The following is a 1,001-nucleotide window of genomic DNA, read 5'->3' on the forward strand; positions in this document are numbered from 1 at the left end:
ATACATATCGCTCCGACAAGATTCGTATTTACGAAAATTTTATAAAATCCACCGTCCGGATTATTTATTCTCGAAATCGTTCTTTCAATAAGTTCATTTGCCGGATTTGTTTCATAGTCCTTATACTTTTCTAATAATGAACTAAATGATTCTACTTGCATTTGAAATATAATCTCTGCATCAATTTCTGTCGCCTTCTCTAATGTTACCAATTTAAACGCTCTCTTAAAGAAGTGATATGAGCTGTATGATGACGACCGTGCCATGCATATAGTCCAATTGCAGCAGCAAGTTTTTTTTCTCCTGATTCAGGATGATTAAATGTCTTTTCTAAATCTGCCGGTTCTAAAGAATATAATAAGTTAACCCATCTTTTATGTAATGAATCTAGCATTACAAGTGAAACATCTACTGGTAATTTTGAGTCAGGTAGCTCTGCCCATTTTTCTTCTTTGTACGGTTTAATAGTTGGATTCTTTTCTGTCAGTGCTAATTTAAAGCGTATGTAGCTATTCATATGACTATCAACAACATGATGAACGACTTGACGAACAGTCCATCCACCAACGCGATACGGTGTATCTAACTGCTTCTGATCTAAATCTTTTATCGCACTTGCTAGTTCATTAGGTAAATCCTCTATTTCTTGAATCCATTTATCAATTATTTCTTCTGTAATAGTGCCTACATAAGTAAATTGACCTATTGGATAACGTAAATCCTTCATGTACATGTCCCCCTATTATTTTTAATTCTTAGTATTCCTCCAAATATAATGTACGAAATTTACGTTTTCCCCGTTTAAATCTACAGTAGTTGTATCCGCTTCCTTTTCACGAGAAAATCCGCTCTTTTCTAATACAATTTGTGAAGCTATGTTATTTGTTGTTGTCATAGCATGTATTTCATTAATTTCATAGACTCTTGCTTGAGCCAAAATCAATTTTACAGATGATGCTGCAACTCCTTTTTTTGTAAACTTCTCTCCAACTCGGTAGCCT

The 1,001-nt window shown here is 34.0% G+C and carries 2 protein-coding genes and 1 pseudogene; all 3 read right to left on the reverse strand.

Annotation, left to right across the window (positions count from 1 at the left end; translation table 11 throughout):
• Positions 1-266: pseudogene (locus AC1DTM_RS28485) on the reverse strand (GNAT family N-acetyltransferase); the annotation flags it as partial.
• Entirely contained in the window at positions 206-727 is a 522-nt protein-coding gene (locus AC1DTM_RS28490; RefSeq protein WP_002110140.1) for a YfiT family bacillithiol transferase, read from the reverse strand. The gene AC1DTM_RS28490 and the pseudogene AC1DTM_RS28485, both read right to left, overlap by 61 nt.
• Before the next feature lie 21 nt (positions 728-748).
• Positions 749-1,001 (reverse strand): GNAT family N-acetyltransferase (locus tag AC1DTM_RS28495; RefSeq protein WP_477001489.1); only part of this gene is annotated, 253 nt, incomplete at its 5' end.

The sequence above is a fragment of the Bacillus sp. P4_D3 genome, from assembly GCF_056401855.1.